Annotated in this window: 12 protein-coding genes; 10 read left to right on the top strand and 2 right to left on the bottom strand. The window is 32.3% G+C overall.

Translation table 11 applies throughout. The features are described from left to right. Nucleotides 1-214: 214 nt before the first annotated feature. Nucleotides 215-646, bottom strand: coding sequence for an AsnC family transcriptional regulator (locus BG20_RS02865; RefSeq protein ID WP_010190694.1), 432 nt, complete (start codon nt 644-646; stop codon nt 215-217). A gap of 82 nt (nt 647-728) precedes the next feature. Here BG20_RS02865 and BG20_RS02860 point away from each other — a divergent pair, with 82 nt between their 5' ends. From BG20_RS02860 to BG20_RS02845, 5 genes are read left to right on the top strand one after another with little or no spacing between them, the layout of a single operon-like run. Continuing rightward, nucleotides 729-1,715: a cytochrome c biogenesis CcdA family protein gene (locus BG20_RS02860; RefSeq protein WP_048097013.1), complete on the top strand. Its 987-nt coding sequence runs from the start codon at nt 729-731 to the stop codon at nt 1,713-1,715. Continuing rightward, entirely contained in the window at nt 1,712-1,849 is a 138-nt protein-coding gene (locus BG20_RS11835; RefSeq protein ID WP_010190690.1) for a YHS domain-containing protein, read from the top strand. Before BG20_RS02860 ends, BG20_RS11835 begins: the two co-directional genes overlap by 4 nt. Beyond that, complete coding sequence (locus BG20_RS02855; RefSeq protein ID WP_010190688.1) at nt 1,846-2,067, top strand: thioredoxin family protein; 222 nt, start codon at nt 1,846-1,848, stop codon at nt 2,065-2,067. Before BG20_RS11835 ends, BG20_RS02855 begins: the two co-directional genes overlap by 4 nt. Nucleotides 2,068-2,109: 42 nt before the next feature. Further along, entirely contained in the window at nt 2,110-2,361 is a 252-nt protein-coding gene (locus tag BG20_RS02850; protein ID WP_010190686.1) for a hypothetical protein, read from the top strand. Next, on the top strand, nt 2,348-3,160 hold the full coding sequence (locus BG20_RS02845) for a sulfite exporter TauE/SafE family protein (protein ID WP_010190683.1): 813 nt from the start codon (nt 2,348-2,350) through the stop codon (nt 3,158-3,160). Before BG20_RS02850 ends, BG20_RS02845 begins: the two co-directional genes overlap by 14 nt. Here the strand turns inward: BG20_RS02845 and BG20_RS02840 are convergent. Then, nucleotides 3,157-4,038, bottom strand: a complete 882-nt coding sequence (locus BG20_RS02840) for a radical SAM protein (RefSeq protein ID WP_048097010.1) — start codon at nt 4,036-4,038, stop codon at nt 3,157-3,159. The two genes, BG20_RS02845 and BG20_RS02840, sit on opposite strands and share 4 nt — an antisense overlap. 100 nt (nt 4,039-4,138) lie before the next feature. On the opposite strand from BG20_RS02840, the gene BG20_RS02835 reads away from it, so the two are divergent. Genes BG20_RS02835 through BG20_RS02815 form a run of 5 tightly spaced genes read left to right on the top strand, consistent with a single transcriptional unit; the run spans nt 4,139 to nt 7,740 of the window. Next, the gene (locus BG20_RS02835; RefSeq protein ID WP_010190680.1) at nt 4,139-4,441 is read left to right on the top strand and encodes an ArsR/SmtB family transcription factor; all 303 of its coding nucleotides are present in this window, start codon (nt 4,139-4,141) and stop codon (nt 4,439-4,441) included. Between the two features lie 25 nt (nt 4,442-4,466). Continuing rightward, the gene (locus BG20_RS02830; RefSeq protein WP_010190678.1) at nt 4,467-4,751 is read left to right on the top strand and encodes a DUF8036 family membrane protein; all 285 of its coding nucleotides are present in this window, start codon (nt 4,467-4,469) and stop codon (nt 4,749-4,751) included. Between the two features lie 33 nt (nt 4,752-4,784). Continuing rightward, entirely contained in the window at nt 4,785-5,237 is a 453-nt protein-coding gene (locus BG20_RS02825; protein ID WP_048097009.1) for a hypothetical protein, read from the top strand. Next, nucleotides 5,227-5,583 (top strand): reverse transcriptase-like protein, encoded by a 357-nt coding sequence (locus BG20_RS02820; protein WP_010190676.1) that lies wholly within the window; start codon nt 5,227-5,229, stop codon nt 5,581-5,583. Before BG20_RS02825 ends, BG20_RS02820 begins: the two co-directional genes overlap by 11 nt. Nucleotides 5,584-5,643: 60 nt before the next feature. After that, complete coding sequence (locus BG20_RS02815) at nt 5,644-7,740, top strand: 4-hydroxybutyrate--CoA ligase (RefSeq protein ID WP_010190675.1); 2,097 nt, start codon at nt 5,644-5,646, stop codon at nt 7,738-7,740. Nucleotides 7,741-7,808 lie beyond the last annotated feature (68 nt).

Genomic DNA, 7,808 nt, shown 5'->3' with positions numbered 1-7,808 from the left:
TAAAGTTGAAACACCACAATTTGGAAAATGTGGTACTGGAACAAAATTAGTAAATGGTATTTGTACTTTAGTTGACACTCCAAAAGTTAAACCATGGTGGCAGTTTTGGTAATTATATAATTACAATTCATAATACAATAAATCTAAAAATAACAAATTTACTAGAATCATTATTTGGTATGTAATTTGTCGGATTGTGATCTCTGATATTTTCTTATTTTTTTTGATTTAGCGCATCAATTCTTCCTTTGTATTTTTCTTTATACAGTGATCTGCATGAAGTACAGCAAAAGAATCTTTCAAAATTTGCTATTTTAAGTACATGTGGCTTGTCGGAGATAGGACCTTTACACAAATCACATTTCATTTTTAAAATCATATTTTTTGTTATTTTTACATCATGTTTTTTCATTGATTTTGACTTTATTTTCTCAATATGTTTTTCTGTTTTATTTTCTAGCATTCCTAAATCAATTATTGGAGATACTGATTTTATTAGACCAACATTGACTAGTCTTTCATATCTGGCCTGAACAGTAGGTGTACTAACCTTAATCTCACGAGAAATCTGTCGAAATGATTTCCTTCCATCTTTTAAAAGAGATTCAATTATTGCAATGTCTATTTCATCTGGCTGAAATGGCACGAACTAAATTATTTTAAGAATATTTAGCATTTTACAATTGTAAAGTATACTATTATTGTATCCATATGATTATACATTAATCATGTCCAGCCAAATTACCGTAAAAAAATATCTTATTTTTGTCGTGTTTGTGCTCTTTTCACTAGTTTTTCTTGGAGGTATATTTGCAATTACAAATGAAACTGCAATAGGTGCTGGAAATGAACTGTCATATCCTTCCTGGTTAGTAATTGCCTATCTTGCCGGCTTATCTATGATAATCCTTCCATGTACTCTTCCGCTCGTATTCATTATAGTTCCTCTTAGTATGGGCAAGACTGCAAAAAAAGGCCTAAGTATGGCCCTCTTGTTTGGTGCTGGTCTTACTATAACAATTTCATTTTATGGATTTGGGATTGGTGCTCTTGGTCAGACAGCAGATCTGGATCAAATCTCAATCTACATGTTTTTGATTGCAGGCATTGCTGCATTTCTTTTTGGATTATCACAACTAAAATTATTTGAATTAAAACTTCCAACATATTCTGGTACTCCAAAATTTATTCAGAATCGTGGTGATTATTCAAAATCATTTTTCATGGGATTACTCTTAGGAAATGCTGGAGTTGGTTGTCCCAATCCAATGTTCTATTGGCTGTTGATTTACATTGCTGGAACTGGTAATATGGAAATTGGTGCAAGTCTTGGTGCAGTACATGGTGTGGGACGAGCAATTCCATTAATCCTCTTATCTGTTTTAGCAATAATTGGAATAAATGCTACAAAAGGAATTACAACAAAAAAAATTACAATTGAAAAACTTACAGGATGGATGTTAATAGTGATCGGTTCATTTTTAATTATTAATGGAATTCCTGGTGGTCATGAATGGTATGAATCAACATTTGTTCATATTGCATGGAATAATTTAGTTTCAACTACTTTACTTCCACCAGAATTTCATATCAGTCAACATACTCATCACTATGATGTTCAAATGCCTCAAGAATTTGCTCCAATTTTATTTGGAAGTCTAATTCTTTTTCCAATCATATGGTATTTTACTCGTAAAAAGATGATATCACCATGAAAGATCCAGTATGTGGTATGGATGTTGGAGAAAAAGGAGATCCATTAGAATACAAAGGAAAAAAGTATATGTTTTGTTGCGCTAGCTGCAGATGGGCCTTTGAACAAAACCCAGATCAATTCATAGAGTCATGATAGTCCAAGTTCTTACAACCCCGGGATGTTCAAATTGTCTTGTTCTTGAGAGGATGCTAGAGCAACTAGGCGTAAAATATGATGTTATTGATGTAACTGAAAAACCAGAGTATTTAGAAAAATACCCCATATTTATGGCACCTGGACTTGTAATTGATGGAAAATTAGAATTTACAGGTATTCCAAAAAAAACAGATCTTGAAAAAAAATTCTCATAGATTCACGAATGTTTTTTACTCTGGATGCAATATTATTTTCAAATGACTGAATACTCTACTACTGAAAAAATGATACTAGTACAATATGCAATTAAAAAATATGAAAATGAAGAAACCGTAATTGAAAAATTAAAGGCAATATTATCTGAAAAAGATATTCAAAGAAATATTGATACTCTGATTGGAACCCAAAAAGTTCGAAGAATAGGACCTGAAATACTTCAAAACAATGAAAGTCACACTGAACTTCCTGATCTACCTGATGCTCTAAAGCCAATAATTGAGAAACTCTAGATCTTGGAAATTCTTTTTACCATGTTATCAAGAAAGCAAACAAGGTAAATTGTTAGAAGAAATCTTTGAACAAATTGGAACATTTACTCCTGCAATCATTGCTGGATTTGGATTGACTCTTGGAATTCAACATGCTTTTGAAGCAGATCATATTGCTGCAGTATGTACTCAGATCACAAATTCTAATACAATTCAATCAAAAAAACAACTTGTCAAATCAAGCTTAACAAAATCATCTTTACTTGGAGCAGTTTGGGGAGCTGGACATACAACTGCTTTGATTCTAGTAGGATTGTTAGTTTATGGATTTACATTTAGCATTCAAAAAGAAGTTTTTTCTGGATTTGAGTTTTTAGTTGGAATCATGTTAATCTTCTTGGCAATTACAAGAATCACCAATAAGAGTATTCTAAAAATTAAACATAGACATCCTCACATGCATAAGGATGGATCAATTCATTTTGATGTACATAATCACGAAGACAAGAATCACTCACATAATCACAAATCATATCTTATTGGAATGATTCATGGACTTGCTGGTAGTGGAACTTTAATTGTTATGCTTTCTGGAGCAATTCATAGTCTGTCAACAACATTGATGTTTATTGGAATATTCGGTTTAGGCTCAATTATTGGCATGTCATTAGTTGGAGGACTAATAGGCATTCCAATCGGTTTATCAAATAACATAAAGGCTAAAAAAATAATTGGCTACATGACAGGTTCTTTTAGCTTTGTATTGGGTGTGATAATTATATATCAAATTGGAATTATTGAAAATTTATTTAGATTTTAAAATCCACGCAATCCTTCAGGACGCATAATTTCAGGATGCTGTTTCATCCATTCTATCTTCTCTAACATTTGTTGCTTGTCTTGAGGAAATGTTCCTTTGATTGTATATGCATTAGAACCATGATTTGCTCTAAAAATTATCTCGTCTTTTGTTTCTATCTTACTGATTAAATCATATAATTCTTCAAGAGATTCATCATCATTTATTTTGATAAATGGTTCAGCAAATTTATCTAAAAATTCTTGTTTAATCCCATTTTCTAAATACAAAGTCAATGCTCCTACATAATGTGGAGAGCAAGCACTAATTACTTCTGCAGTTCCTTTAATGTGCTCTTTAGAATATGTTCTTCCTCCCAATCCTAAAATTATCATACAAGACATAATGTATCCTGCCTCCTTTGCTTTGTTAACTGATTTGATGATTGTTTTTGCAATTGCCCCCTTTGTTACTTTTTTTAAAACGATGTCTGATCCACTTTCAATTCCCAAGTAAAGCATATCTAATCCTGCATCATGCATCTTCTTTAATTCTTCAGAACTTTTTTTCAAAATATTCATGGGCATTGCATAACAAGAGATTCTTTCAAGATTTGGAAATTTCTCATGGAGATATTTTACAATTTTTACAATGTATTCTGAATCGAGATTTAATGCGTCCCCATCTGCCAGAAATATTTTTCTTGTGTCTGGCAATTGTTTTGCCATCAAATCAATTTCTAATTTTACTTCATCCCATGGTCTTTCTGAATACTGTTTTGATCTATACATGTCACAGAAAGAACATTCGTTAAAGGAGCATCCTAATGTAACTTGAAAAATCAATGATCTCGCTTCAGAAGGAGGTCTATACAACGGAGCATCATAGTTTAGCATCATTTCTTATTCACAATAATTGCTCGATTATGTTTTTTATACTTTCTAATTATTATGAACCAATAATGCCTTTTAATTGAGTTAATCCAGAATTTAATGGAATATGACAATTGATCCAGATTCAAAACGACTACTTTGGTTTATTTTTGCAGGCTCAAGAGGTGGATTGAATCGACTCAGAATAATATCCATCCTCAAAAAAACTCCTCTTAACATAAATCAACTAGCAAAGGAAATGGGTCTTGATTACAAGGCTATTCAGCATCACATTAAAGTTCTTGAAAAAAACAATATGATCACAAAAATTGGAGAAAAGTACAGTATTATGTATTTTATATCCACATTTTTGGAACTAAACATGGAGACACTTGAAGAAATTGAAAGAAAACTGGATAAAAGTAAATAAAAGATTAGGAGATGCTTCTCTCTAAATGGAATCTAACTCTCTAATCTTATCTGTAGTTTCAATTGTAAATATGGTGATACTTGGAATTCTGATTTCTATATTTGGAAAAATGTATGTTAAATCAAAGGCACAGCTTCCTTTAGGCATGATTGTTGTTGCAAGCATGTTGTTTCTTCATAATGTGATTGGTGGTTTTGCATACTTTTCTATGGACGATATTTTTTCACATGAAATATTCCCATACATGTTAGGTGTTGGAATTGCCGAACTTGCAGGATTGTTAATATTCCTAAAAATTACTTTGGAATAATTAGTTTAATTGTAGAGACAAATTACTTGTTTCATGTTTGAAAAACATCGTAAATATTTTATGTTAAATAAAAATATTCTAATTGCATTTACAGCATCAATTACCGTTTCTGCAATTGTTGCTCAGATGCTATCTGACCAAGCTGATTATCTGAATACAACTTATACACTTGCTGTAGATTATATAATTTATTTTTCAACATTTGGTGGTTTATACTATTTAGATAACCGAAAAAAGTATTTGCTTGAATCAGGTCAAACTGATAAAGCCAAATTAAAGCATGACTTGATAAAAATTGTAGCTTCACTTGGTGTAGCTGAAGTTGTTTATACTATAGTGAGATGGATTTTACAATATTATTTCCTTATGCTAAATTATGATGCTTATCTTGCATCTATTGTATCGCAAGTTATATCTACAATAATTTACATGATAATAATTAATTTGAGTGTAAAGATGACAAGGTTGTACAAAGATGGCAATTAGTGTATACGTTGATGGATCTGGTGGTCCAAATGGAGGGTTTGGTTATTTTGTAAAAGAAACTGGTGAATCATTTTATGAAAAAAAACCAGAGATCACAAACAACCAGGCTGAATACATGGCAATTATTGCAGCATTAAAAAAATTTGTAGATTCTACTGATGATATTGCAATTTTTAGTGATTCAAAAAATACCATATCTCAATTAAATCATGAATTTGCGATAAACAACGAAAAACTACGAGAACTTGCACGAGAAGCGTGGTCTCTGATAGGAAAATATTCTAAAATTACTCTATTATGGGTTCCTCGAAAAGAAAATTTGGCAGGTAAGATGTTAGGTAGCTAAAAAGAGATCAGATATTTCTATGAATAACTTTATTATACAAAATCTTTAGTTCAAAATAACGTGGCCGAATCTGTTTTTCTCTCACCAAAATCTATAGCAATTATAGGTGCATCAGATAAACGTGGAAGTGTTGGAGCAACTATCACATCAAATATTATGAATGGCTTCAAAGGAATTGTTTACCCTGTTAGTCCTACAAGACCAACTGTATTTTATAAAACAGCTTACAAGAGTGTAATGGATATTCCTAAACCAGTTGATCTTGCAGTAATTGTAATCAACAATCTTTTGGTTGCAGATGTTTTAGAAGAATGTGGAAAGAAAAAAGTTAAAGGAGTAATTATCATCACTGCTGGTTTTAAAGAAGTTGATGAAGAAGGAGCAAAACGAGAACAGAAAATAAAAGATATTGCTAAAAAATACAAAATACAAATCATTGGACCAAACTGTCTTGGTGTCATGAATCTAGATCCAAAAACAATGATGAATTCTACTTTTCTTAAAGTTACTCCAAAGTCAGGTAAAATTGCACTTGTCTCTCAAAGCGGTGCAATATGTGCAGCATTAGTTGAAGATGCTAGTGCACAAGGAATTGGATTTTCTGCAGTAATTAGCATGGGAAACAAAGCTGCAATGAGTGAAGTAGATATTCTCAAAATTTTAGCTAATCATAATCAAACCAAAGTAATTGTAATGTATCTTGAAGATATGGGTGATGGCCAGGAATTTCTCAAAGTTTGTAAAAATATTACTAAAAAACTCAAAAAACCAGTTCTTGTTCTCAAGTCTGGACGTAGTCCAGAAGGAGCAAAAGCTGCAATGTCTCATACGGGAGCCTTAATGGGTTCTGATGAAATCTACGATGCTTTACTAAAACAGTCAGGTGCAATTCGTGTTGATACGATGGAGGAACTCTTTGATTATGCAGTTGCATTTTCTAAACAGCCACTTCCAACTGGCGGAGATCTTGTAATTGTATCAAATGCAGGCGGACCAGCAATCATTTCCACTGATGCTTGCTCTAGACTTGGAATTAAAATGGCAAATATTGATAGTATTAGAAAACAAATTGATGCGGTTATTCCACCATGGGGAAGCTCACGAAATCCTGTTGATATTGTAGGTGATGCTGATTTTAATCGATTCAGCAATGTTTTGGAACGTGTTTTGGCTCACCCTAACGTGGGTTCTGTAATTTCAATGTGTACTCCATCTGGAACTCTGAACTATGATAAATTAGCAGAAGTAATAGTTGCAATGTCTAAAAAATACAAAAAGACAATGCTTGCAAGCTTGATGGGATTAGATGAAGGAATTACTAATAGAGAAATTTTAGCTGAAGGTGATGTTCCATATTATACATATGCAGAAGGATCAATTCGTGCACTTGCTGCAATGCTCAAATTTTCAAACTGGATAAAATCACCCGAAGGAAAACTTCCTAAATTTAAAGTTGATAAACTAAAAGCCAAAAAAATAATTGATAAAGTAAAAAAAGAAAAACGACCAAATCTTTTGGAAGAAGAAGGACAAGAGGTTCTCAAAGCATATGGATTACCATTACCAAAAAGTGCACTTGCAAAAACTGAAGCAGATGCAATAAAGATTGTAAAACAAATTGGTTATCCTGTAGTTATGAAGATTGCATCACCACAAATCATTCACAAATCAGATGCAGGTGGTGTCAAGGTAAATCTAACAAATGATTCAGAGATCAAAGAAGCATTCAAGACTATTGTTGCAAATGCCAAAAAGTATAACAAAAATGCCGAGATCAAAGGTGTTTTGATTGTTGAAATGGTAAAAGGAGGTAAAGAGTTGATTATAGGCTCTAAACTAGAACCTGGATTTGGCCCAGTCATAATGCTTGGAATGGGTGGAATTTACGTTGAGGTTCTCAAAGATGTAACTTTCAAACTTGCACCAGTTACTGATAAAGAAGCAGACGACATGATTGCATCAATTAAAACCCAAAAGTTACTTCAAGGGGTAAGAGGAGAAAAGCCTTCTGATATAGCAAAATTATCTGAATGTATTCAAAGGTTATCTCAATTAGTTACCGATTTTAAGGAAATTAAGGAACTTGACATGAATCCAGTACTTGTAATGGAGAAAGGTAAAGGATGCAAGATTCTTGATGTCCGAATTGGACTCTGATCGCAATTCACTCGTAAATTTTTACTCGAATATTTTTAGAATATTTATACAACCTAGAAACTACTAAT

It is taken from the genome of Candidatus Nitrosarchaeum limnium BG20, from assembly GCF_000241145.1.
Classification (GTDB): domain Archaea; phylum Thermoproteota; class Nitrososphaeria; order Nitrososphaerales; family Nitrosopumilaceae; genus Nitrosarchaeum; species Nitrosarchaeum limnae.
Note: the sequence above shows the minus strand (reverse complement) of the source record. Positions and strands in the feature narration are given on the sequence as shown.

Excerpts from the sequence above, each read along its gene's own strand:
- BG20_RS02860 (WP_048097013.1), top strand. The coding sequence starts at position 729 with ATGTCCAGCCAAATTACCGTAAAAAAATATCTTATTTTTGTCGTGTTT.
- BG20_RS11835 (WP_010190690.1), top strand. The coding sequence starts at position 1,712 with ATGAAAGATCCAGTATGTGGTATGGATGTTGGAGAAAAAGGAGATCCA.
- BG20_RS02855 (WP_010190688.1), top strand. The coding sequence starts at position 1,846 with ATGATAGTCCAAGTTCTTACAACCCCGGGATGTTCAAATTGTCTTGTT.
- BG20_RS02850 (WP_010190686.1), top strand. The coding sequence starts at position 2,110 with ATGACTGAATACTCTACTACTGAAAAAATGATACTAGTACAATATGCA.
- BG20_RS02840 (WP_048097010.1), bottom strand. The coding sequence starts at position 4,038 with ATGATGCTAAACTATGATGCTCCGTTGTATAGACCTCCTTCTGAAGCG.
- BG20_RS02835 (WP_010190680.1), top strand. The coding sequence starts at position 4,139 with ATGACAATTGATCCAGATTCAAAACGACTACTTTGGTTTATTTTTGCA.
- BG20_RS02830 (WP_010190678.1), top strand. The coding sequence starts at position 4,467 with ATGGAATCTAACTCTCTAATCTTATCTGTAGTTTCAATTGTAAATATG.
- BG20_RS02825 (WP_048097009.1), top strand. The coding sequence starts at position 4,785 with ATGTTTGAAAAACATCGTAAATATTTTATGTTAAATAAAAATATTCTA.
- BG20_RS02820 (WP_010190676.1), top strand. The coding sequence starts at position 5,227 with ATGGCAATTAGTGTATACGTTGATGGATCTGGTGGTCCAAATGGAGGG.